Source organism: Ruegeria sp. CDSC054 (genome assembly GCF_059610645.1).
The window spans coordinates 92,473-115,329 of sequence record NZ_JBXWOA010000011.1 but is presented as its reverse complement, the minus strand read 5'-3'; the positions used below and the strand labels follow the sequence as shown (position 1 = coordinate 115,329).

General features: G+C 57.6%; 24 protein-coding genes. 8 read left to right on the top strand and 16 right to left on the bottom strand.

Annotated elements, in window-relative coordinates; all coding sequences use genetic code 11:
• The first annotated feature begins 5 nt into the window (after positions 1 to 5).
• The 4 genes from AC2FGC_RS18470 to AC2FGC_RS18455 are packed head-to-tail and all read left to right on the top strand — an operon-like array spanning position 6 to position 4,317.
• Positions 6 to 1,553: a trimethylamine methyltransferase family protein gene (locus AC2FGC_RS18470; RefSeq protein ID WP_496726879.1), complete on the top strand. Its 1,548-nt coding sequence runs from the start codon at positions 6 to 8 to the stop codon at positions 1,551 to 1,553.
• Entirely contained in the window at positions 1,554 to 2,228 is a 675-nt protein-coding gene (locus tag AC2FGC_RS18465) for a TetR/AcrR family transcriptional regulator (RefSeq protein ID WP_282120739.1), read from the top strand.
• Positions 2,225 to 3,529, top strand: a complete 1,305-nt coding sequence (locus AC2FGC_RS18460) for an NAD(P)/FAD-dependent oxidoreductase (protein ID WP_496783102.1) — start codon at positions 2,225 to 2,227, stop codon at positions 3,527 to 3,529. The genes AC2FGC_RS18465 and AC2FGC_RS18460 overlap by 4 nt, the downstream gene beginning before the upstream one ends.
• A gap of 56 nt (positions 3,530 to 3,585) precedes the next feature.
• Positions 3,586 to 4,317, top strand: coding sequence for a hypothetical protein (locus AC2FGC_RS18455; RefSeq protein WP_496783100.1), 732 nt, complete (start codon positions 3,586 to 3,588; stop codon positions 4,315 to 4,317).
• 12 nt (positions 4,318 to 4,329) lie between these two features.
• On the opposite strand, the gene AC2FGC_RS18450 is transcribed toward AC2FGC_RS18455, so the two are convergent.
• Positions 4,330 to 4,689, bottom strand: a complete 360-nt coding sequence (locus AC2FGC_RS18450; protein WP_373455762.1) for a DUF3307 domain-containing protein — start codon at positions 4,687 to 4,689, stop codon at positions 4,330 to 4,332.
• A gap of 243 nt (positions 4,690 to 4,932) precedes the next feature.
• On the opposite strand from AC2FGC_RS18450, the gene AC2FGC_RS18445 reads away from it, so the two are divergent.
• Positions 4,933 to 7,929: a cyclic nucleotide-binding domain-containing protein gene (locus AC2FGC_RS18445; protein ID WP_496783113.1), complete on the top strand. Its 2,997-nt coding sequence runs from the start codon at positions 4,933 to 4,935 to the stop codon at positions 7,927 to 7,929.
• A 3-nt stretch (positions 7,930 to 7,932) separates the two neighbouring features.
• Here AC2FGC_RS18445 and AC2FGC_RS18440 read toward each other — a convergent pair whose 3' ends face one another.
• The 9 genes from AC2FGC_RS18440 to AC2FGC_RS18400 form a co-directional block, all read right to left on the bottom strand.
• On the bottom strand, positions 7,933 to 8,223 hold the full coding sequence (locus tag AC2FGC_RS18440; RefSeq protein ID WP_496726882.1) for an ArsR/SmtB family transcription factor: 291 nt from the start codon (positions 8,221 to 8,223) through the stop codon (positions 7,933 to 7,935).
• A gap of 109 nt (positions 8,224 to 8,332) precedes the next feature.
• On the bottom strand, positions 8,333 to 9,565 hold the full coding sequence (locus AC2FGC_RS18435) for a mandelate racemase/muconate lactonizing enzyme family protein (protein WP_496726791.1): 1,233 nt from the start codon (positions 9,563 to 9,565) through the stop codon (positions 8,333 to 8,335).
• Between the two features lie 24 nt (positions 9,566 to 9,589).
• Positions 9,590 to 10,684 (bottom strand): Zn-dependent alcohol dehydrogenase, encoded by a 1,095-nt coding sequence (locus AC2FGC_RS18430; protein ID WP_496726792.1) that lies wholly within the window; start codon positions 10,682 to 10,684, stop codon positions 9,590 to 9,592.
• 81 nt (positions 10,685 to 10,765) lie between these two features.
• Positions 10,766 to 11,965 (bottom strand): TCR/Tet family MFS transporter, encoded by a 1,200-nt coding sequence (locus tag AC2FGC_RS18425; RefSeq protein ID WP_496783098.1) that lies wholly within the window; start codon positions 11,963 to 11,965, stop codon positions 10,766 to 10,768.
• A gap of 67 nt (positions 11,966 to 12,032) precedes the next feature.
• Positions 12,033 to 12,761, bottom strand: coding sequence for an alpha/beta fold hydrolase (locus AC2FGC_RS18420; protein ID WP_496783096.1), 729 nt, complete (start codon positions 12,759 to 12,761; stop codon positions 12,033 to 12,035).
• 12 nt (positions 12,762 to 12,773) lie between these two features.
• On the bottom strand, positions 12,774 to 13,562 hold the full coding sequence (gene pcaD, locus AC2FGC_RS18415) for a 3-oxoadipate enol-lactonase (RefSeq protein WP_496726795.1): 789 nt from the start codon (positions 13,560 to 13,562) through the stop codon (positions 12,774 to 12,776).
• 59 nt (positions 13,563 to 13,621) lie between these two features.
• Positions 13,622 to 14,596, bottom strand: a complete 975-nt coding sequence (locus AC2FGC_RS18410) for a threonine ammonia-lyase (protein WP_496726796.1) — start codon at positions 14,594 to 14,596, stop codon at positions 13,622 to 13,624.
• Complete coding sequence (locus AC2FGC_RS18405; protein WP_496726797.1) at positions 14,593 to 15,420, bottom strand: alpha/beta fold hydrolase; 828 nt, start codon at positions 15,418 to 15,420, stop codon at positions 14,593 to 14,595. The genes AC2FGC_RS18410 and AC2FGC_RS18405 overlap by 4 nt, the downstream gene beginning before the upstream one ends.
• Complete coding sequence (locus AC2FGC_RS18400) at positions 15,420 to 16,106, bottom strand: haloacid dehalogenase type II (RefSeq protein WP_496783094.1); 687 nt, start codon at positions 16,104 to 16,106, stop codon at positions 15,420 to 15,422. Before AC2FGC_RS18400 ends, AC2FGC_RS18405 begins: the two co-directional genes overlap by 1 nt.
• A gap of 128 nt (positions 16,107 to 16,234) precedes the next feature.
• Here AC2FGC_RS18400 and AC2FGC_RS18395 point away from each other — a divergent pair, with 128 nt between their 5' ends.
• On the top strand, positions 16,235 to 16,663 hold the full coding sequence (locus AC2FGC_RS18395; RefSeq protein ID WP_496783092.1) for an FKBP-type peptidyl-prolyl cis-trans isomerase: 429 nt from the start codon (positions 16,235 to 16,237) through the stop codon (positions 16,661 to 16,663).
• A gap of 18 nt (positions 16,664 to 16,681) precedes the next feature.
• Here the strand turns inward: AC2FGC_RS18395 and AC2FGC_RS18390 are convergent, their stop codons facing one another.
• From AC2FGC_RS18390 to fabA, 4 genes are read right to left on the bottom strand one after another with little or no spacing between them, the layout of a single operon-like run.
• A complete protein-coding gene (locus AC2FGC_RS18390; RefSeq protein ID WP_496783090.1) occupies positions 16,682 to 16,870 on the bottom strand; it encodes a hypothetical protein in 189 nt (62 codons plus the stop codon).
• A 59-nt stretch (positions 16,871 to 16,929) separates the two neighbouring features.
• Positions 16,930 to 17,721: an enoyl-ACP reductase FabI gene (locus tag AC2FGC_RS18385; protein WP_496735389.1), complete on the bottom strand. Its 792-nt coding sequence runs from the start codon at positions 17,719 to 17,721 to the stop codon at positions 16,930 to 16,932.
• A 5-nt stretch (positions 17,722 to 17,726) separates the two neighbouring features.
• Positions 17,727 to 18,956 (bottom strand): beta-ketoacyl-ACP synthase I, encoded by a 1,230-nt coding sequence (gene fabB / locus AC2FGC_RS18380; protein WP_496783088.1) that lies wholly within the window; start codon positions 18,954 to 18,956, stop codon positions 17,727 to 17,729.
• Positions 18,957 to 18,987: 31 nt separating this feature from the next.
• On the bottom strand, positions 18,988 to 19,497 hold the full coding sequence (gene fabA, locus AC2FGC_RS18375) for a bifunctional 3-hydroxydecanoyl-ACP dehydratase/trans-2-decenoyl-ACP isomerase (protein WP_282152633.1): 510 nt from the start codon (positions 19,495 to 19,497) through the stop codon (positions 18,988 to 18,990).
• A 188-nt stretch (positions 19,498 to 19,685) separates the two neighbouring features.
• Between fabA and irrA the strand changes: the two genes are divergently transcribed.
• Positions 19,686 to 20,102 carry an iron response transcriptional regulator IrrA gene (gene irrA / locus AC2FGC_RS18370; RefSeq protein WP_109312620.1) on the top strand — a complete coding sequence of 139 codons (417 nt, stop codon included), beginning with the start codon at positions 19,686 to 19,688 and terminating at the stop codon, positions 20,100 to 20,102.
• Position 20,103: 1 nt separating this feature from the next.
• Here the strand turns inward: irrA and AC2FGC_RS18365 are convergent, their stop codons facing one another.
• The gene (locus AC2FGC_RS18365) at positions 20,104 to 20,994 is read right to left on the bottom strand and encodes a LysR family transcriptional regulator (RefSeq protein ID WP_496726799.1); all 891 of its coding nucleotides are present in this window, start codon (positions 20,992 to 20,994) and stop codon (positions 20,104 to 20,106) included.
• 86 nt (positions 20,995 to 21,080) lie between these two features.
• Here AC2FGC_RS18365 and AC2FGC_RS18360 point away from each other — a divergent pair, with 86 nt between their 5' ends.
• Positions 21,081 to 21,878 (top strand): phytanoyl-CoA dioxygenase family protein, encoded by a 798-nt coding sequence (locus AC2FGC_RS18360; protein ID WP_496726800.1) that lies wholly within the window; start codon positions 21,081 to 21,083, stop codon positions 21,876 to 21,878.
• 29 nt (positions 21,879 to 21,907) lie between these two features.
• Here AC2FGC_RS18360 and AC2FGC_RS18355 read toward each other — a convergent pair whose 3' ends face one another.
• On the bottom strand, positions 21,908 to 22,771 hold the full coding sequence (locus tag AC2FGC_RS18355) for a hypothetical protein (RefSeq protein WP_496726801.1): 864 nt from the start codon (positions 22,769 to 22,771) through the stop codon (positions 21,908 to 21,910).
• Positions 22,772 to 22,857: the final 86 nt, after the last annotated feature.

Genomic DNA, 22,857 nt, shown 5'->3' with positions numbered 1-22,857 from the left:
CGATGATGTCGCAAACACCTGAACGCGGGCGACGAAGGCGCGGACGTGGAGCCGATGTCGCCAGTGGCCCGACACGCGATGTGAACTACCGACAACTCAAAAATCCGTTTCCTTTGATGGAGGTTTTCCCGGCGGATCAGATTGCGGAAATGCACGAGACAGCACTGCGGACACTGCAAGAGCTAGGGGTCAAATGTCTGTTGCTTGAAGCGCGGCGCATATTTGAAAAGGCTGGCGCGCGTGCAGATGAAGATACCGAGATGGTCTTCATCGGCCGCGACATTGTTGAGGCGGCCGTCGCATCGGCGCCAAAGTCGATTGCGTGCAATGCTGGCACGCGGCACAGGGACTTCACACTTGAGCTGGGCAGCCTGGTGTTTCAACCGGGGGCGGGGGCACCGAACGCGACGGACCTTGAACGCGGGCGTCGCCCGGCCACTGGACAGGACTATCTGGAGTTCCTCAAGCTGACGCACCATTTCGATGTGTTCCAGATGATCTCGCCTCAGGTCGAGCCGCAGGATGTTCCAACCCATCTGCGCCACTACTTCACGACGCAGGCGCAGATGGAGCTGACCGACAAGTTCCCGTTCTTTTTCTCACGCGGGACGCCGCAGGTGATGGATTGCTTTGAAATGCTTTCTATCGCGCGTGGTCTGTCGGACGATGAGTTTCAGGCGGGCGCGCATTGCTATACGATCATCAATACGAACAGCCCGCGCACGCTGGATATTCCAATGGCGCAGGGGCTGATTGATTTCGCTCGCAATGGACAGATGTCGATCATCACGCCGTTCACCCTGATGGGCGCGATGGCCCCGATTACAGTGGCCGGGGCAATAACGCTTTCACATGCTGAGGCGTTAGCGGCGCTGACGCTGACACAGCTGACCAAACCGGGTGCGCCGGTGTGTTATGGCACGTTCACCAGCAACGTAGATATGAAATCGGGTGCGCCCGCATTTGGAACACCCTCACATTTCCAGGCTTCGCTTGCCGCAGGCCAGTTGGCGCGGCACCTTGGGCTGCCTTGGCGGTCAGCTGCCGGATCAGCGTCGAACATCAACGATGTACAGGCAGCGAATGAAAACCAGTTTGGTCTTTGGGGCTGTCTAATGGCAGGGGCGACGGTAATCATTCACTCAGCTGGTTGGCTCGAGGGTGGCTTGACCGTTTCTTTTGAGAAAATGATCTGTGACGCCGAGGTCCTGAACATGGTCGCCGAACTGTGCGCGGGGGCGCAGGCGGGCAAAGCTGAGATCGGTTTCGATACAGCGCTGAGCGAGGTCGAACCAAGCGGGCACTTCTTTGCCTCGAGCCAGACGATGGAGCGGTACAACACCGAATTCTATGAGCCGCATCTGCACGATTACGCAAATTTCGGAACCTGGACGGAACGCGGGTCAGTGGATGCCAATCATCGCGCAACCAGGGTTTGGAAAGGCATTGTGAATGACTTTAAGGCCCCGCCCACAGACAGTGACCGCATTGGTGCCTTGCGAGACTATATTACGCGCCGTACGGCTGACGGCGGCGCACCGCCGGAGAGTTGAATGAGCACAAAACCCATCCTGCACCGGGATGACCCCGAAGCGGAACCCTTGGTTGGTAACATCAAGGTCACGCGTGACGACTGGCTGAACGTGGCTATGGATGTGCTGATCTCGGACGGTGTAGATCAGATCAAGGTCCTGAACCTGGCTGAACGGATGGCCGTGTCGCGGTCGTCTTTCTATTGGTACTTCAAATCCCGGCAAGAGCTTTTGGATGCCCTGCTAGCGCGCTGGCATGCGACGAATACAGCGGCTTTGGTTGCGCAGGCCAAGGCCCCAGCGGATACGATAACCGCAGCCGTCTGCAACGTGCATCGTTGCGTGGTGAACACCGAATTGTTCGATACCGCGCTGGATTTTGCCGTCCGGGATTGGGCGCGCAAATCGGGGAAAGTACGCCGGGCGCTCGATCAGTCGGATGCGCGCAGGCTCGAAGCGCTTCACGACATGTTCGCGCGGTACGGCTATTCCGAAGTTGAGGCCGAAACCCGCGCGCGCGTTCTGTACTACATGCAGATCGGGTACGATCTGGCCCAGTTGAACGAACCAATGTCCACGCGGATCGCAATGGTTCCGCATTACCTTTATGTCTTCACCGGGGTTGAGCCCAAGCCCGAAGAAGTTGAAGAATTCAGCGCCTATTCAACGCGCTATTGGAAGGGAGAAGCCTCATGAGTCAACCTGACGCAATCATCATCGGAACAGGTGTGATCGGCGCGGCCATCGCCTTTGAAATGGCCAAAGCAGGCTGGAAAACCTTGTCGCTGGACCGAAACAGTCAGGTTGGCCACGGTTCGACCGCGGGGTCATGTGCTATTATTCGGATGCACTATTCGACCTTCGATGGAACGGCGTTTGCGTGGGAAGGTTACCACTATTGGCGCGATTGGGCGGACTACCTCGGCCTGCCCGAGGATGCTAATCTGGCGCAATTCCGCGAGACCGGCTGTCTGGTGATGAAGACCGATGCCAATGGCTTGCTTGAAAAGCACATGAAGAACAGCGCCGATCTGGATTGCCCGTTCGAAGAATGGTCATCAGATAAAGTCGGTGAGCGCTTGCCGATCTACTCGCAGGACAGTTTCGCGCCGGCGCGCCGGATGGATGATCCGGAATTCGGGCATCCGAACGGGCGCAAGATGCAGGGCGGCGTGTTCTGGCCGCAGGCGGGATATGTCACGGACCCGGCTTTGTCCGCGCAGAACTTGATGGATGCTGCCAAGCTGCATGGCGCAGAAGTGCGCACTGGTGCCGAAGTGGTCGAGATATTGTCCAGCGACGGTCGGGTTTCGGGTGTTAAACTTGTCTCGGGCGAAGAAATCCACGCAAAAGTCGTCGTGAACGTCGCGGGCCCCGGCTCAGCGATCATCAACAAGATGGCGGGTGTCCTGGATGATATGACGATCGAAACCCGCCCGTTGCGGCAAGAGGTTGTGCACGTCCCCGCACCCGAGGGGTTTGATTTCGAAAACGACGGAACGATTGTCTCGGACAGCGATATTGCCTGCTACTGTCGACCCGAGCACGGCAACCACATTCTGATTGGCTCGGAAGATCCGGAATGTGACCCGCATCAGTGGTGTGAGGATGATGTGGATTACAACCACGATTTCACCGACCAGTGGACAACGCAGGCCATGCGATACGCGCAGCGCGTCCCAAGTCTTGGCATCCCGTCCAAAACGCGCGGAGTTGTGGACCTGTATGACGCATCCACAGACTGGATTCCGATATATGACAAATCCAGCCTGCCGGGGTTCTACATGGCCTGCGGGACCAGTGGGAACCAGTACAAGAATGCGCCGATCGCAGGCAAGATGATGACGGCCCTGATCGCGTATTGTGAAGGCGGCGCGGATCACGATGCGCAGCCGCTGCAATACGAACTTCCCTATATCGGTCGGAGCATTGATGTGGGGTTCTATTCCCGCAAGCGCCCGATCAACGAAGAAAGCAGTTTTTCTGTACTGGGGTAGTTAAAGAAAAAAATCGCCCTATCCTTCCGGGGAACTGGAAAAGGGCAGGGCCCAGAATGGCCGAACCGACGCATCGCGTTTTGATTCTTGGAAGTGCACCGGCCGCCGCTGCAGCTCGGGAGTGGTCGCGGGATCCGTTTACCCACATCGTTGCAATCAACAACGCCTGGCGTATCCGCGACGATTGGGATTTTCTCATCCATCCCGAGGACTTCCCTATCTGCAATCGCCCGGACGAGCTGGTTCGCAGCCAAAGCACCGTCGAGGCGGATGAATACGTTCCGCATCAAAACAAGTTTGGCGGATTTGTTTATGCCGGTGGCACGATGGCGTTTACGGCTGGTTACTGGGCCTTGGCCGCGCTTCAGCCAGCCGTCTTGGCCTTTTTTGGCTGTGACATGATTTACCCGAATTCCGGCAAGACCCATTTTTACGGCAATGGAGCAGCCGACCCTTTGCGCGCTGATGTGACGCTGCGATCGCTCGAGGCAAAATCCGCCCGGTTGGCTTTGTTCGGTGCCGCGCAGAACTGCCGCGTGGTTCGACTGTCGCAGGGTGAAAGCCGGCTGGTCTTTCCTTCGGTGACGACTGACACCCTAATGTCTGACAGGCTGCTTTCGACAAAGGGTATGCAAGCGGCACTGCAGGCAGAGGCACAGTTGAATTACTTCGTTTCGTCTGGTCGCTATTGGGAGGAAGAAGAACGTTTCGACGCCGCTAGAATCGACCAATTGGATCGAATGTGGCTAGACGCGTATTGTCCGCAATCCCTGGAAAATGTCGCCTGAAGCAATCGCTGATCAGGTCGCGAATTCAGCCCAGGCCCAAACCATGGCGATGTATGTCAGGTTGTGCAGGCACTGGTCCAGACCCGCAGCCCGCCAAAACGCGGCTTGCGTCGGCATCAGTTGTTTTTTGTCCGAATAGCTGGCTTTGGCGAAATCAATATTGAAGTGAACAACCCATTCCAGTGCAGCAATTATCAAAATAAACGACCACGGCGCGCCAAAAATCAAAAAGACAATCACTGACCCGATGACATGCACGCCCGCATGCTGCGCACGGCCCACGTGAAAATACTCACCGCGCCCTGCCAACATTTTCGGAGTCTGGAGAAAAAAATCCGCAAACATATGTTTGATCTGCAACAAGCAGAGCATCAATAGCACTGCGCCTATACTGGCAGTCAAATGAGGCCTCCCGATATCGTCCCAGACAGAGTCTAGGCACTAATCTGTGGTTGCGCAAATGAACTTGTTCACACTCGGCAATTAACTGATCAAATTGGAAACTATTTGCCTCTTTTGGCTGGACTAAGGTAAATTCAGAGTGTTGGGTTTACGACACTTTCGTCAAGATCGTTTCAGTGATCCTTAGTAGGGGCAGGTTCCATAGAACGTTCAATTTTCCAGTTTATTTGGAAATACTCGAAACGCGACCAGTTGATTCTGCTGGCCGTGACCTCGACGTTGTTTCCACTACTTTATCTGACGCTCGAATTGCCCAAACGCATCATCAACGATGCGATTGGCGCGGCCAGCCCGGTTGTAGATGTCTGGGGTCATAGCCTACCTCAGACGACATTCCTCATCATTCTGTGTATCGCGTTTCTGATCGCGGTGCTGGCGCATGGCCTGATGAAAATGCGCATCAACACAATGAAAGGCGTGCTGAGCGAGCGTATGTTGCGCCGGTTCCGGTACGTGCTGATCAGCCGCGCGTTGCGTTTCCCGCAACCCTATTTCGAACGCGTCAGCCAAGGTGAGCTGGTGTCGATGGTCACCGCCGAAAGCGAGCCGATGGGCGGGCTCATGGGGGACGCGATCAGCCAACCGGTTTTGCAGGCGGGTCAGATGATCACCATCCTGTCCTTCCTTTTTCTGCAAAGCTTCTGGTTTGGGCTGGCGGCAGTCGCGCTGATCCCTCTGCAAGCCTGGCTGATTCCGAAACTGCAGCGTCAGATCAACCTTCTGAACAAAAAACGCATTCAGGAGGTTCGCCTGCTGGCCGCCCAAATCGGCGAGAACGCGGCGGGCGCGTCTACGTTGCGTGCCAATGGTGGGTGGCGATACCGCCGGGCGATGGTGTCTGAGCAGCTGGGGCGCCTTTTTGGTATCCGGTTCGAGATCTACCAGAAGAAGTTCTTTATGAAATTCATAAACAACTTCATCTCGCAGATGACACCGTTCCTGTTCTATTTGGTTGGCGGTCTTCTGGTCCTGCAGGGGTCGGTTTCGCTTGGTGCGCTGGTTGCGGCCCTGGCTGCGTATAAGGATCTCAGCTCACCGTGGAAGGAACTGCTGACCTATTATAACCAGACACAGGACATGTCGCTGCGCTGGGACGTGGTGACGGAACGGTTTGCACCTTCCGGAATGCATGACGAAAAACTGTTCGATGGCGAACCCGAGACCACGCCAAGGCTGAACGGTGACATAGTGCTCGACCATGTCTCGGTTCGCGATATGGACGGTAACCAGGTTCTGGATGATTTGGATCTGTCCTTTCCCAGCGGGAAAATCATCGGGATCGCGGCCCCCAGCGAAGAAGATCGCCGCGCGATGGCCGAGTTGCTGACACGGGAAATTCTGCCCAGCTCGGGCCGGGTGCAGATCGGTGGTATCCGTTTGTCAGAGCTGCATCAAAGCGTCGTGGCCGCCCGTATTGGGTATGCTTCGTCACGGCCTGTGATGTTCCAGGGCACGCTGGGCGACAACGTCATGATGCCGATGCGGTTCAAGCCGCAAACAACCGAAACAAACGACCCTGGATATGATGAGACGTTGCGGGCCGGCAATAGCTCGGACCCCTTCAGGGCAAATTGGCTGGACCCGACGACTGCGGGATTGGACAGCGCCGAAGAGGTACGCGACTGGTGGTTGAAACTGATTGACGGGATGGGTTCCGGCGCGGCGCTGTTTTTGCGCGGGGCCGAACAGGTCTTCGATGCCGCCGAGCATCCCGAGCTGGCCGACAAACTGGTCGAACTGCGACCTTTGGTTCAGGATGCGGTGAAAGCATCAGGGCTGGAGCAACAGGCCCTGATCTTTGATCGCAACAGCTATAACCCTGCCTTGCCAGTTGCGGAGAACTTGCTGTTCGCCACGCCCAAAGTGCCGGTCACGCAGGAGCTTTTGGCGCAGCAGACCGTGTTCCTTGAGCAATTGCGCGAATTTGGTCTGGATGAGACTCTGGTGAGCCTGACACGCGATGTGATTGAGATGCTGCGCCAGATTTTCGGCCTGGACGGCACCGATCACCCGCTGTTTCGAAAACTGGGACTAGAGGCGCAAACGTACGAGGCTGCGGTCGAGCTGGTCGAAAAGACCCGGAACGAGGGCGTATCGGGGCTGAATGATGAACAGCTGGCAAACCTGTTGGCCGTTCCGTTCGTGATTTCGGCGGAACAGATTGGACCAGCCTTCACCGACGACCTCAAAGACCGCATTCTTGAGTTGCGGCATAGCCATTCCGAAAAGCTGTTGGAACGGTTGCTCGATGTATTTGTCCCGTTAGACAAAACGAAGTTCGCGCCTGGCTTGACGGTTCTGGAAAACGCTTTGTTCGGAAAGGTCAGTCAGATCGGCGGCGCCCGTTCGGACGAGGCGCGCAAACTGATCGTGGATGTATTGAACGAAAACGGTGCGCGCCCGTTGGTGGTCGAACTGATCTATGACGTGCCGGTGGCGCTTGGCGGTCAAAACCTGCCCGCGGTTTTTGCTGAACCTCTGTCATTTACGCGCGCGACGATCAAGAAACCGGATATCCTGATCCTTGAGGATGCGCTGGCCAGTTATGACATGGCCTCGAAAGTGGCCGTGTACAAAAATCTACGCGCTTTGCTGCCGGATACCACGGTGATCTACCTGAACGACCAGTTCGAAAACCCGAGCGTGTTCGACATGTATGTGGAAATCAGGCAAGGTCGGGTCGTCTCGGACGAAGGACCTGCGGACGTGGAAGAAGACAGTGCCGCCTCAGCTGACCTTTCGCGCAAGCTGCGCGCGCTGGAACAGACACCGCTGTTTTCCGGGCTGGACCGTCGACAGCTGCGCCTGCTGGCCTTTGGTGCGCGCTGGTTCGATGCCAAAGCAGGAGAGGTTGTTTTCCTTAAGGACGATCAGCCAACCGACGGCGCCTATGTGGTGCTGGACGGGGAAGCCGGGCTGTACCTTCCGCAAACCGACGGAGTGGATCAGTTGATTGCCACGGTCGGCCCCGGTGCCCTGGTCGGAGAGTTGGGCCTGATCCGCAAGGAACCTAGGGCGCTGAGCATGATCGCCGAGACGGAATTGTCGTGCCTGCGTATTGGTGAAGAGGAATTCCTGGCCGTGGTCGAAAATGATGCCGCAACCGCGTTCAAACTGTTGCAGGTGATAGCGGGCTATGTATCGAACTAAGGGTTATTCGCTGTCGGGGCCGCAGAACATATCGTAAAGAACGGCGATCACCTGCGCCGCGCCGTCGTTGTTCAGCGAGTAATAGATGGACTTTCCGTCCCTGCGCGTTGCAACAATGTTTTCAGCGCGCAGGCGCGCCAGCATCTGACTGACTGCAGCTTGACGGATATGCAGCAAGGCCTCCAACTCACCCACGGATTTTTCGCTGTCGGCCAGATGGCACAAGATCATCAACCGACCCTCATGCGCGAGCGTTTTCAGAAACGCAGAGGCCCGAGCCGCGCTTTCTTTCATTTCAGATAGCGCGGCTTCGGTTTGTTGGGTTTGGTCGTCTTCAAGTGTCACGTGTGGCCTTTTTAACGCCCATTGGTTGGGTCAATGTGCCCCAAGACCTATTGGGTTGTCACCCCTCGGTTGCAGGGGCACCACCTTGAAAGGCGTTTCCGTTCACGTAATCACAGGGCTCTTCCTGCATCTGCAGATGCAAGCCATCACCGTTAAAAGGGTGCGCCCGGGCAAGATCTTCGTTCACCTCGATGCCAAGGCCGGGTGCGGTCGGCGCAGGGACAAATCCGGCCTCAACCTGCAATGAGTTGTTAATGAGTTGATCGTGGAACGGCGTGTCTATGGTCTCAAGCAGCAGCAGGTTGGGGATGGACGCGGCCAGATGGATATTCGCGGCCCATTCAACCGGACCGGCATACAAATGTGGGGCCATCTGGGCGTTGAAGACTTCAGCGATGGCCGCGACTTTCTTCATCTCCCAAATCCCGCCGGCACGACCCAGCGCGGGTTGAAGGATTTCTGCCGCCCCAGCCCGCAAAACGGCCGCGAATTCGGCCTTAGTGGTCATGCGTTCACCGGTCGCGACCGGAATCCGAACATTTCGCGCGACACGAGCCATGTCTTCGATCATGTCGGGGGGGGTGGGTTCCTCGAACCAAAGCGGTGAATAGGGCTCGAGCGCTTGACCCAGACGAATTGCGCCCGCGGTGTTGAACTGGCCGTGGGTGCCGAACAGCAGATCGGCTTTGTCGCCCACGGCCTCTCGGATCGCTTTGCAGAACGCAACAGACATCGAGATATCGGACATCGCAGGCATGTGCCCGCCCCGAACAGTGTAAGGCCCGGCGGGGTCAAACTTGACGGCTGTGAACCCGCGCCGGACCATTTCGGCGGCACATTCGCCAGCTTGTTCAGGCGACGTCCAGAAATCGTTCAGGTTATGTTGGGGCAGAGGGTACAGATAGGTGTAGGCCCTTATGCGTTCGTTCACCAATCCCCCTAGCAAGGCATAGACCGGGCGATCGCGATCCTTGCCCAGAATATCCCAACACGCGATTTCCAGTCCGGAAAAGGCGCCCATGACCGTCAGATCAGGACGCTGTGTAAATCCGCTGGAGTATGTTCGGCGGAACATCAGTTCGATGTTTTCGGGGTTCTCGCCCTGCATGTGCCGTTCGAACACGTCTTGAATGACATAGCGCATTGCCTCGGGTCCAACTGAGGATGCATAGCATTCGCCCCAGCCGGTGATCCCGGTATCGGTCGTGACTTTGACCAGTATCCAATACCGCCCGCCCCAACCAGGCGCAGGAGGGGCTGTGACGATGATGTCGAGGTCTTGCAGCTTCATCAGGTGATCTCCTGCCCTGCTGGGTTAAGCCCTGTCGAAAACGATCACGTTTCGCTTGGCAGATCCGGTTTTGGTGTCCTCGATCGCTTCGTTGATCTGCGATAGCGACCATCGGCCCGAAATCAGTTCATCCAGTTTCAGGCGACCTTGATCGTAAAGGTCGATCATCCATGGAATATCGCGCTGAATGACAACATCGCCCATTTTCGACCCGATCAAACCCTGACCCAGTGCAGCCAGAACGACCGGTTCGTAACTTGCCATACCCCCTGAGTGGGGCATTCCGATCATAATCGCCTTGCCACCGGGGCCCAAGTAACGAGGGGCCTGATCATAGGCAGGGATTGCTCCGACAGTAATCAACACAGCGTCTGCGCCACGACCACCAAGTGCTTTGTAAGCGGCCTTCCAGGGGGCTTTCTGATCGGCCAATACGCCGTGGGTCGCGCCGAATTCCTTGGCAATGGTCAGCTTCTCTTCGGTCATGTCCACGGCCACAATACGGCGTGCACCGGCGATGCGGGCGCCCTGAATTGCGTTCAGCCCGACACCTCCGGCACCGATCACCACCACATCCTGTCCGGGCCGCAGCCCGGCGGCGTTGACGGCGGCGCCGACGCCCGTGATCACGCCGCAGGACAGCAGGCTGGCAATGTCTTTGGGCATCGACTGTGGAATTTTGACAATCTGCCGGTGGCTGACCACAACCTTCTCTGCAAAAGCTCCGCAGGCCATTGCCTGCTCCAGTGGTCCGCCATCTGCTGTGCGCAACGGCCCGTTGACCTTATCATAAGGCGTTTCGCAGACAGTTGGTTTCCCCCCCGCGCAAGAGGGGCACGAGCCACATGCCCGGATCAGGGTAACGACAACCGGGTCCCCAACCTGAAATTCGCCTGCCGAGTCGCCAACCGCAGTGATAATGCCCGCTGCTTCGTGCCCGTAGACGGCAGGAAGATGCCCGCCCCACGCACCACCGGCAAATGAAATGTCCGAATGGCAAATTGCCACCGCATCCAGTGTCACCTCGACCTCATCTGACTTGGGCGGTGCGATCTGAATATCTTCGATGACCAGAGGTTCACCGAACGCCCGGCAAACGGCGGCTTTGATGGTTTGCATGCTGTCCCTCTCTCACTTTGCGCTACGGTGGCGCGCTTATCGGGACGCTGCAAGGCGGAATCCGTCAAAGGGATGTCGTAGTTATGCCATGACCCCACGTGAACGGGAAAACACAAGAAGACAGATCACCATCATGACGAATGCCAAGAGGAATGGTGCGCCCGGCAAGTAGATCGCCGCGTCGGGCTTGATGAACTGAGCGAACACGCTGGTCATGAGCAACGGTGCGATGACCATCGACAAAGCGTGCAAGGATGTCAGTACACCCTGCAGTTCACCCTGTTGCGAGTCGGGCGTCTTGCGCGACATCAGGGCCTGCAGGGCAGGGGTCACAACCGCTCCGATGGCGGTGATCGGGATCAGCATCAAGGCAATGATCCCATTGGTCAGGAAGGCCAGAAGAAAAAAGCTAAACAGCTCGAACCCCATGCCGTAGATGATTGTAACGCGTTCCCCCAGATACTTGGTTGCGGGACGGATCAGGCCGCCCTGAACAGCCGCCATGCCGATCCCGTAGACGCCCAGTGACAGGCCGATCATTTGTGGTGACCAGCCGAACCGTTCGGTTGTGAAATACGCCCAAATTGCCGGGTAGACATATATCGAGATGGAGTACAGGAGATAGACCCACAGCATCGGCCGGATACCGGGCAACGACGCAATCGCGCGCAGCGAGTTCACTGGGTTTGCGCGCCGCAGGCTGAAGGCCCGGCGCGTCTTGTCGGTGACCGTCTCGGGCATGACGAAAACACCGATAACAAAGGCCAGAGCAGACAAACCAGCTGCCGCCCAAAACGGCGCACGCGTACCATATTCGCTCAGTAGCCCGCCAAGTACCGGACCGAACACAAACCCCACCCCAAACGCGGCACCCAGCAAACCGAAATTCGCTGCTTTTTCATGAGGTTTGGACACATCCGCCATAAAGGCTGCTGCCGTCGCATGCGTGGCCGCTGTAATGCCTCCGACGATGCGGCCAACCAACAGTAACCAGATGCTGCCTGCAAGCGCCATGACGACGTAATCCAGTGACATGACGAACAGCGAGACCAGCAAGACCGTCCGTCGCCCATGCGCATCTGAAAGGTTGCCCAGAACCGGGCCGAACACGAACTGCATTGCGGCAAACGCGGTGCTTAAAATACCGCCCCAGATCGCAGCCGTCGCCAACGTGCCGCCCTGAACCTCGACGATCAGTTCCGGCATGATAGGCAAGACAAGGCCGATGCCCATAGCGTCGATCATGACCGTGAGAAGGACGAAGAAAAAGGGAAGACGCATTTGAACCGCAAGGATGAGAATTTGGGCGGACCTTATCCGCAGAAAATGCAGGTTGAAAGGGACACGCTCAGACTTGTGATCCTGGCAGGTCTTTTGCGATTTTGTCCAACAATTCAGCCAGTTTTTGCGGTTGTGCAAAGAATGGGGAATGCGACGTGTCAATCGTATGACGCATCGCCTCGGGGGCGCTGTGGCTCATCTGTTCCTGGTATTCGGTCGGGATCGTCCGGTCATCGGTCGCCCGGATATATGCCTTGGGAACCCGGTCGAAATTGCCGGTCAGGTGCAGGGGGGTGTCCTGTGGCGCGATGGCTTGCGGGCACAAGCGTGCAAATGCGAATGGCACGGTTTCGGGCGGGCAATCGTGATAGAACAGGTCATGCACCTTGCTTGGTATCACCGTATACGAGAGGCCATCGGTTGATTTTTCAACCGCATCTTGGATCGTTTGCCGGGGCGACCGTTTGCGCATTTCCACCATCGAAAGACCATCCTGCGGGACGTAGGCGGCAAGAAAAACAAGGGCGCGCATGGCCTCCGGCGCGGCTTCGGCCGCAGCACTGATTGGGTACCCACCCCAGGAATGCCCGACAATGATTGTATTGCGCGAGGTCGCATCCAAAATTGTGTTGCGACAGCTGTCCAGCGTCACATCGGCAACGGGCGTCGGATCCGATCCGTGGCTGGGCATGTCAATGGCGCGTACCTCGTGCCCCAGCGCTTCCAACGCCGGGATGAGGTCGCGCCAACACCAGGCACCGTGACAGGATCCGTGGACTAACAGAAGATCGGCCAAACCAATTCTCCTTCACACATGTCCGATATCAGTCAGAAAGCTGTGGAGTAGTGCCGCGTATTCTGCCGGTTGTTCCACACAAGGCAAGTGCCCAACGCGCCGCATCAGTTCGAATCGGGAACCGGGGATCAGGTCAACGGTTTCCCGCACAAGATCCGGTGGGGTCGATCCGTCCTCGCTGCCGGCGATGCCGAGTGTCGGCAGACGCAGGCCGCTGGTGGGGGTGTAGAAGTCCGTACCTGAGATTGCCGCGCAGCAGCCCAAATAGCCGTCAACCGGCTGGCGCACCATCATGTTGCGCCACAGTAGATGTTCGGTTGACGCGCGGAATGCCTTGGAAAACCAACGCTCCATGGTGGCATCAGCCAGGGCCTCGATCCCACCCTTTTGTACCGCGTCCATGCGGTCCTGCCAGATCGAGGGTATGCCGATCTTGGCTGCGGTGTTGGACAGCACCAAGGCGCGGACCTGATCCAGACGTTTGACAGCCAGTCCTTGCCCGATCAGCCCGCCGATCGAAAGGCCGACAAATACACAATCGCGCACTTCAAGAAAATCAAGTAATCCTTCCACGTCCCGCACAAGCGCACCCATCGAATAGGGGGCCGGGGGTTGCGACGAAAGACCGTGCCCGCGCTTGTCAAAGCGGATCACACGCAGTCCTGCGGGCAGGTGCGGCAACACATCGTCCCAAAGCCGCAGATCGGTTCCTAAAGAATTGGCAAACACAATTGGTGCGCCGGCTGGATCACCATCGATCCGGTAGTGGATTTGAATGTTTCCAATGTCTGCGATCTGCACGACTCAATCCCCTGGCGTCACACGCCCACATGTCAGGTTGCCCCAGCCTAAACGACTTGTCAGGTCAGGTATTCCAGCGCTTTTCCAAAGACTTCGGGGTCGGCGTTGCCACCCGATGCTACCACGATCACTGCTTCGCCTTCGATTTCGTCCGCGCGGTGCAGGGCCGAGGCAAGCGACACCGCCCCGCCCGGTTCCAGAACGATTTTGAGGCGCAAAAACGCATGCGCCATGGCGCGCAGGGCGTCTTCCTCGGACACCGACAAGCCCGGACCGCACAGCCGGTTCAGAATCGGAAATGTGATCTGGCCCGGTTGCGGCGTCAGGATAGCATCGCAAATATTGCCCGATGCGGCGTTGTTGCTTTGGATATGCCCCATGGCCAAAGACCGTTTGACGTCGTCGAACCCCTGAGGTTCGCACGGGCGGGCCCGCAGCCCCGGCGCGTGACCTTCCAGTGCCAGCGCAATGCCCGAGGTCAACCCGCCGCCGCCGCAGCACACCAGAACATCCGCCTTCTCGATACCCAAATCGGCCGTCTGTCGCGCCAGTTCCAGCCCGACGGTGCCTTGACCTGCGATGACCAAAGGTTCGTCGTAAGGCCGGATCAGGGTCAGGCCGCGTTGGGACGCCAACGCCTCACCAATCTCTTCGCGGCTTTCGTTCGCGCGGTCGTACAAGACAACCTCACCCCCCAGCGCCCGGGTGTTGTTGATCTTTAGCTGCGGTGCGTCAGAGGGCATGACGATGACCGACGAAATCCCATGCTGAGCTGCAGCAAAGGCCACGCCCTGCGCGTGATTGCCCGAAGAATAGGCAATCACGCCGCGTTGTCGTTGCGCGTCGCTGAGCGCCGAAATGGCCGACCAGGCACCGCGAAACTTGAAGCTGCCGGTGTGTTGCAGGCACTCGGGTTTCACCAGCACGCGTCGGCCCGCGATTTCGTCCAGAAACGGCGAGGTTAGAATCGGTGTTTCGCGAACATGCCCTCTGAGGCGCTCGGCGGCGGCCTCGATCATTTCAAGTGTGCTCATGCGGTGACCAGTACCTTGCGAATGAGTTCTACCGACTGTGGTTCATCCAGAAACGGGGGATGACCACGGTCGGGTATTTCTGCCGATATAAGATCGGGGTGGCGATTGTGCATTTCAGTCAGCGTGTCTTTGCCCAAAACGTCCGAATTCTCGCCGCGCAGGACGCCTGCCGGAATGCCCTGCAGCGCGTCAAAGAGCGGCCATAGGTCCGGGGCAGGTCCAGAAGCGGCCTGTTCCAGAAGCGCGGTGCGCAGCGCGGGGTCATAGCTGAGTGTCAGGCCATCAGCCGTTTCATCGAACTGGAATTCAGCCTGCTGCCGCCAACGCTCAAGTGGTACACCGGGGAACTGAGGTTCCATGACATGTTGCAGCGCACGTGCCGCCAGATCGTATGTTTTGGACACGGGCTGCTTGCCGACATATTCCATGATCTTGGTGATGCCCGATGGTTCCAGCACTGGGCCGACATCGTTCAGGACAACACTCAACAGTCGTTCGTGATGGCTGGCGGCAAGCGCCATGGCGATCAGCCCGCCACGAGACGTCCCGACCACGTTCACCCGGTCCAAGCCAAGATGGTCCAACAATTCGGTCGCGTCCTGAGCTTCGCGAAGGACGTTGTAGTTCATGAAATCCGGGTCATGCTCCGAGCGCCCGCGCCCGCGGTAATCCATCGCGATCATCCGCATATCGCCCAGATGCGGCCCGAGGAACGAAAAATCCTTGCTGTTGCGGGTTAACCCGGCAAGGCAAAGCACCGGCGTACCAGATCCAGAGTCCTCAAAGTAAAGACGTCTGTCATCAGAAGTTGTGAAAAAAGCCATTAAAGCCCAGCGAGTTGCGGAATAGTCGTCAGGTCGGACAGTACATGCGCAGGTTTCCATGGCAAGCGTTCCGTCGGTTCCCCGGCGCGATTGACCCAGGCGGCGACAAAGCCGTACCCGCTGGCCCCGGCTGCGTCCCAGCCATTCGAGCTGACGAATAGCACTTCGTTCCGGGCACAGCAGAACCGTTCCTGCACAAGGTCATAGACCCGCGAATCCGGCTTGAAGACTCCGACGCTTTCCACGGACAACACGTCGTCCAAAACGTCCCCGATACCCGCTGACTGAACTGCGCCATCAAGCATCGGTGGCGAACCATTTGACAAGATCGCTGTTTGCAACTCACCCGCTTTTAATGCGCGCAGCATTTCTGGAACTTCGGGATAGGCCTGCAATTCCCAGTACAGATCCAGAAGCCGTTGCCGCAGTGTTGCGTCGCCGTCCAAGCCGGTCGCCTCAAGCGCCCAGTCGAGGCCATCCTGCGTGACATCCCAGAAATCCGCGTGTGCGTCTGTGACTGCGCGCAGCCAGGTGTATTGCAGCTGTTTCAGGCGCCAATGATTGGCGAGTTCGGGCCACTTATGTTGCAGTTTCTCAAAGCCCGGTTCCCCGGCTGCTTGTCGTGCGGCGGCGGCCACGTCGAACAGCGTTCCATACGCATCGAAAATGCAGGTTGTGATTGGCATCCGGTCCCCTCCTGATCGTCCGGCGCAGGTTTGCACAACAATAACGGGCATGAAAGAGGGTGGGGTTTACAATGTCGTGTTACCTCCAAGGCTTGGCCGCTAAACCCCAAAAGAGGCCGGAGACCAATATGACGGAAATCAAACAAGGCGACACGGTTCGCATCCATTACACAGGAACGCTGTTGGACGGAAACGTCTTTGACAGTTCCGAAGGACGTGACCCGCTGGAATTCGTCGTTGGCACGGGCCAGATTATCCCGGGTTTGGATTCGGCGATGCCGGGTTTGAACATTGGGGACAAAAAGCGGGTCGAGATCGCCTGCGTGGACGCCTATGGCCCGATCAACCCCGCAGCGCGCCAGCAGATCCCGCGTGAAGGCATTCCGGACGATATTCCGCTGGATCCTGGCACCCAATTGCAAATGCAAACGCCAGACGGACAGGCGGTTCCGGTGACGGTGATCGAGGTCGACGAAGCAACCGTCACGCTGGATGCTAACCATCCATTGGCTGGTCAGGATCTGATTTTCGATATCGAGGTCGTTTCAATTAACTGACCAATGAAACGAGTTGGATCAGCCTGTTATGAGGCTGATCCAGGCTTTGACGGTTTCCCGCATCTGCGGCTGTGTGAAAAACACAAACAACAATAGGGTGGTCAGGGCCAATAACGCGACTAGTCCGCGCGTGCCCAGAAAACCGGATCTGCGGCGTGACCGGATGCTGCGAGTGTTGCTGGTAAGGATATGTTCGGCTTTGCTCATGCCGATATCCCTGCCCGTGAAAGATGGTCAAATCTTGGCACCGGCAGGGAAAGATCAGGTCACATGTGATCGGGCTGTGGCATGCCCAGAACGTGGAAGCCGCCATCGACGCGAATGATCTCGCCCGAGGTGCATGCGCCCGCATCTGAAGTGAGGTAAACGGCCGTGCCGCCAACAGCCTCGAGCGTTGCGTTCGAGCGCATCGGCGCGTTCTGATCGCAGAATTTGTAAGTCTTGCGGGCACCGCCGATTGCAGCACCTGCCAGCGTCTTCATCGGGCCGGGCGAGATCGCATTGACTCGAATGCCTTCTGGACCGAGATCGTTGGCCAGATAGCGGGTCGCCGATTCCAGTGCGGCTTTGGCCACACCCATGACGTTATAGTTCGGAACAACCTTGTTCGATCCCTGATACGTCAGGGTCAGCAGCGTGCCGCCATTCTCTTGCATCAGCGGATAAGCGCGGCGCGCGACCTCGATGAAGGAATACGCCGACACGTCCAGCGAGTGCTTGAAGTTGGCACGCGTGGTGTTCAGAAAACGTCCCGTCAGTTCGGATTTATCCGAAAAGGCAATCGCATGAACCACGAAGTCGATGGTGGGCCAGCGCGCGCCAAGCTCTTCGAATGCGCGATCCAGCGAGGTGTCATCCGTGACGTCCGCGTCCACCATGAAATCACTGCCCAGGCTTTGGGCCAATGGCTCAAGACGTTTACCGAACGCCTCGCCCTGATATGTGAATGCCAGTTCGGCACCGGCCTCATGCATGGCCTTGGCAATGCCCCACGCAATCGAGCGGTCATTGGCCACGCCCATGATCAGGCCGCGTTTACCTTTTAGAAGATCCGACATTACATTCACCCGTTATACTTCGACAGGATCATGGACCCGTTGGTGCCGCCAAAGCCGAAGCTGTTGGTCATCACACTATCCAATCCTGCGTTTTCAACTACTTGAGTTGCAATTTCACCGGGCAAGATGCCTTCGGCAAGCGTGTCGACATTGATCGACGGCGTAATAAAATCATTGTCCAGCATCAACAGGCAGAAGATCGTCTCCAGCGCGCCTGCCGCACCCTGTGCGTGTCCGGTCATCGACTTGGTCGATGAGATCGGGGGCACATTGCCTTCACCAAAGATTCGGCGCACGGCTTCAACTTCGCCAACGTCTCCAACCGGGGTCGAGGTGCCGTGGGCGTTGATGTAGCCGACTTTGCGCCCTTCGGGCATGGTCGACAGAGCCAGACGCATCGCGCGTTCGCCACCTTCACCGGATGGTGCCACCATGTCGTGGCCATCCGACGTGGCCGCATACCCAGTCACTTCGGCATAAATTTTTGCGCCGCGGGCCAGCGCGTGTTCCAGATCCTCAAGAACGACGATCCCGCCGCCGCCGGAGATGACGAATCCGTCGCGATCCTGGTCGAATGCCCGGGATGCTTTTTCCGGAGTGTCGTTGTACTTGGAGGACATGGCACCCATCGCGTCGAACAGGCAGGACAGGGTCCAGTCCAGTTCTTCTCCGCCACCGGCGAACATGACATCCTGTTTGCCCAGCATGATCTGTTCCGCCGCGTTGCCGATGCAATGCAGCGAGGTCGAGCAGGCCGAGGTGATTGAATAATTGATGCCCTTGATCTTGAACGCGGTCGCAAGGTTGGCCGAGATCGTCGAACACATGCATTTCGGCACGGCGAAGGGGCCGATACGCTTGGTCGCGCCGGTTTTCAGAACAGTCTGATGCGCCGTCAGCATTGCGCTGGTCGACGGACCGCCGGAACCGGCGACCAAACCGGTGCGCGGGTTCACGACCTGGTCTTCTGTCAGGCCAGCATCGACGATTGCCTGATTCATGGCGATATGCGCGTATGCTGCACCGGGACCCATGAAGCGAAGGGTACGCTTGTCTACATGCTCAGCCGGATCGATCTTGAGCGTTCCGGCGATCTGACTGCGAAAGCCGTGTTCGACCATCTGCTCGTTGGCCTCGATGCCGGACTTTCCGGCCTTGAGAGAGGCCAATACTTCCTGGGCATTGTTCCCGATGGAGGACACGACCCCCAAACCGGTGACAACTACTCGACGCATGTGCGTGCTCCTTATTTCGGGCCGGTCAGGCTCAGGCTTCGGACAGAACGACTTTCATGTCTTTGACATCGTAAATCATTTCACCATCCGCTTCGACGATACCATCCGCCACACCCATGGTCAGGCGGCGGGTCTGGATCGCTTTTTTGAAGTCGATCTTGTAGGTCAGCATCTTGCGGTCCGGGCGGACCATGCCGGTCAGCTTGACCTCGCCGACGCCTACGGCCATGCCGCGTCCCTGCCAGCCACGCCAGCCCAGGTTGAAACCGGTCAACTGCCATAGGCCGTCCAGTCCAAGACAGCCGGGCATGATGGGGTTGCCGGGGAAGTGGCAATCAAAGAACCACAGGTCAGGGGTGATGTCGAATTCGGCCAGTATGTGGCCTTTGCCATGCGCGCCACCATCGGCCGAGACGTCGGTGATCCGATCCATCATCAGCATCGGAGGTGCAGGCAATTGCGCATTACCGGGGCCGAATAATTCGCCACGGGCGCATTTCAGCAGATCGTCCTTGTCAAAGCTGCTCGGGAATTGGGCCATTCTGCCGCCTCTCCTGCCAGGGGTCCGTTCGTTATATCTGGCCTCGTCTAGCACCCGTATGCAAGGTCCTGCAAGAGCAGCACGTCACATCCTGTTGTGCAGACGGCATTCTTTGCGAATGAATTTCATTTGAAATTACCCGAACACAGCACCTATATATGGTTCAGCAACAATTGGGTTTCGGATTGATGACACCTCAGAGCCAGAACAGAGCCACAGATTGGTTGGTTGACGCGGGGCTGCGCCCAACGCGCCAGCGTGTCGCTTTGGCCGAGCTTTTAGTCGGCGATGGTCGCCATCGGCATGTCACTGCCGAAAGCCTGTTTGAGGCGGCCAAAAAGAATGGGGACGCCGTATCTCTGGCAACGGTCTACAACACGCTGCGCGCGTTTTGTGAGGCCGGGGTTCTGCAGGAGATCACGGTTGATGGCTCGAAAAGCTATTTCGATACCAATACCCACGATCATCCGCATTTTTTCTGGGAAGACGAAAGCCGCCTGAGTGATGCGCCGTCGGATCAATTGGTGATTCAACGCCTGCCCGAAGCGCCCGAGGGCGTTGAAATCGCGTCGGTCGACGTAGTGATCCGTCTGCGGAAAAAGTAACTCAGGCCAACAACTCCATCAGAATCTGTTCCGCCTGCGCGATGTGCGGCTCTGTAGGGCCGATGCCGTGGCGGGCCAGAACCACAGGTTCCGCAGCGATGTCATCCAGGATTCGGCGACTGACCAGGGGGATTCCGTCATAGCTGACGTTCGAGGGCGGGGTGGCATAGCTGATCGCGACCCCCTCATGATGAGCGGCAAGACTGCGCTGGATTTCCAGCGTTGCCGCCCGGTGTGCCACTGAAGGCCGCAATCCGATCTGCCGAAACAGTCCAAGCACGTGCTGTGATGAGAGGCCTTCGTTTGACAGGATCAGCGGATGGGCGGCCAGCTCGCTCAGCGAAACAGACGGCGCTTGCGCCAATGGGTGATCCGGGGCCATGATGGCATTTGGCCTGCTGGGGAAAAGGGTCTGCTGTCGAAATCCGGTATCCATGCTCAAGCCGTATGTCAGCGCCAAATCTATGGCCCCGTCGATCAGGCCGGTTATCAGCCCTTCGAACCCGTCCACTTTGTACGAAATGGTCAAATCCGGCAGTGCCGCACGCAGAGGGTGCAGCGCCTTGGCCAGCAAAAACGGGGCCAAATCCACGAAACACCCCAATCGCAACTGTGCCCTGGTTGCGCTGACCTGATCCGCTTTCTCAAGCCGGGCCGCATTGGTCAGCAAGTTTTCCGCGTCTTCGATAAATCTGCGTCCTTGCGGGGTCAGCGCCAGCGCGGCCCCGCGTTTTCGCGAAAATAACGGATGGCCAAGATGCGATTCGACGCGCGTCAGAGCGGTGGACAGCGCAGGTTGTGAGACATTCAGCTGTTGCGCCGCGGCAGACAAGCTGCCGAAGCGGCCGATAGCACAGACATATTCGTATTGGCGAAGTGAAATATATAACATGAAATTAAACCTATCTTAGAAAGATATTATTTGAACAGAGGGGTCATCCATGTGCAGATCGTCCTACCACCGGCACGGAGACAGACATGACGCACCCCTTGGTTACTCACGAAATGATCGACACCTATCAACGGGACGGCGTTGTCCTGATCAAAGGGCTATTTGCCGATCACGTTGAGGCCCTGCGCGAAGGGGTGGCAGCGAATATGGCGGATCCCGGGCCGTATGCTTCCGAGAACAAGAAAGAAGGCCAGACGGGTCGGTTTTTCGACGATTATTGCAACTGGTCGCGCATTGAACAATTTCAGACGGTCATTCACGAATCCCCGGCGGCAGAAGTCGCGGCAGATTTGATGCAGTCGGATACAGTGCAGATGTTCCACGACCACGTTTTGGTCAAAGAGCCCGGAACCTCGATGGCGACGCCGTGGCATCAGGATGGGCCCTATTACTTTGTTGAAGGGCAGCAAACGATCAGCTTTTGGTCGCCGCTTGATCCGGTCACGCAAGCCACACTGCGCTGTGTGGCAGGCTCGCACCGGTGGGAGAAAGAGGTCTTGCCGACCCGCTGGGTTTCGGAAGACGGGTTCTTTCCCGACGAAGGCCAGTACATCCCGGCCCCGGACCCGGATGCCGAAGGGATGCGGGTTGTCGAGTTCGAGATGGAGCCGGGCGACGCGGTTGCTTTCAACTATCGCACGCTTCACGGCGCGCGAGGAAATCAATCCGACAGCCGCCGCCGCGCATTTTCACTGCGTTTGGTTGGTGACGATGCGCGATATGTCGAGCGGCCAGGCCGGACATCGCCGCCGTTTCCGGGGCATGACATGATTCCAGGCCAGCGCTTGCGCGAGGATTGGTTTCCGATGTTGCTGCGGCGGTGATCAGACACCGAAGAGGTCAAAGAGGCGGGTCAGAACCACTGGCCCGTTTCGATCAACCCCATCTCAAGCAACTGGTTTGACGACCATTCGAACGGGATCGAATTGCGCCAGCGGAATGTTGGAATGTCGAAGGTAGATCCTGCGTTGGTTTTCAAGGCTTTGGCTGCCCGGAACGAGCACACCGCAGCAGTCAAATTGTGGTGCCACGGGCAAGAATACGTATTGTATTCTTCGTCGTTAAACGTGTGATCCGGCCGCAATAACAATCCACTTTTGGATTTGAACAGGGCGATCCGGTCAATTCGGCGGTTTTGTGCGGGAACGTGTTCTTCGAACCGCCATCGTAAACCACCAGACATATCCAGCTGGCGCTCCTTCGGGTGCTTCATTGAATCCAGACGCGCCTGGGCAAAATACCCTGTGCGATCCATCATCGCGCGTTGAGGTGCGACGCCATTCGGGAATTCGTTCAGATCCTCGGCATACAGATCGACAACATGGCTCAGCATCGAGTCGCGGCGCTCTTCAGTGTGAAACGCCAGCATCTCTCCGATTGAACGCGTCTCGCAAAAGGGAAAGAAGAGGTACTCGGCGTTAAAGCAGTAATACATCCACAAACCTGGTGCCGCCTGAATGATCTTGTTGATCGTCTCAAACACGATGGTGCGGGGAACGCAGCTGAGAGTGACGCGGTGAACTTGATCCCCAAGTTCGGGGTCCAGCACAAATTCCTGCGGCATGAATACGATCAAAGACTCAAAGCCCAGATTCAGATGGTGACGGATGGTGCTATCAATTTCGACGTCATCTTCGACGAAAACCAACGCGAGGGGTCCCTTTGCCAAAGCGGCCTTGCCCGTTTGCAAAAAAGAGTCGAGAGATTCGTATTGCATTGCCTGTCCGCTGCCGCCTTGCTGGAGTTTCGGGTCAAAATCAGGTAATCGCGTCGCCATTGCAAGCGGCGTTCGTTGGGTATAGA